We start from the raw sequence: 309 nt of genomic DNA, 5'->3' as shown, positions 1-309 counted from the left end.
AAATCTTTTAGTCCCACATCCATTCCAATGTAAGAATTTGTTTTCGGAAGTTCTTGCACTTCTGTTTCAACTAACAAGGACACAAAATATCTGCCAGAAGGGTTCCGTCTAACTGTAGCATTTAAAATACGTCCCTTTACTTCACGACTTTTAGCAAATCGAACAAGACCTAGTTTTGGCAATTTTATTTTGCTTCCTACAACGGCAATGTTTTCATTTGTTTGTTTTGTGTTATAAGATTGTACGTTGTTCTTCTTAGATTTGAAACACGGGGCACTGTTTTGTTTTTTGAAAAAGCGTGTATAAGCA

Annotated in this window: 1 pseudogene; it reads right to left on the bottom strand. The window is 35.3% G+C overall.

Annotation, left to right across the window (positions count from 1 at the left end):
• Nucleotides 1–309, bottom strand: a pseudogene (locus tag JDS95_RS30680) (IS200/IS605 family element RNA-guided endonuclease TnpB); the annotation flags it as partial.

Origin of the sequence: Bacillus cereus group sp. N24 (assembly GCF_016483345.1) — a bacterium.
GTDB classification, from domain to species: domain Bacteria; phylum Bacillota; class Bacilli; order Bacillales; family Bacillaceae_G; genus Bacillus_A; species Bacillus_A toyonensis.
Note: the sequence above shows the minus strand (reverse complement) of the source record. Positions and strands in the feature narration are given on the sequence as shown.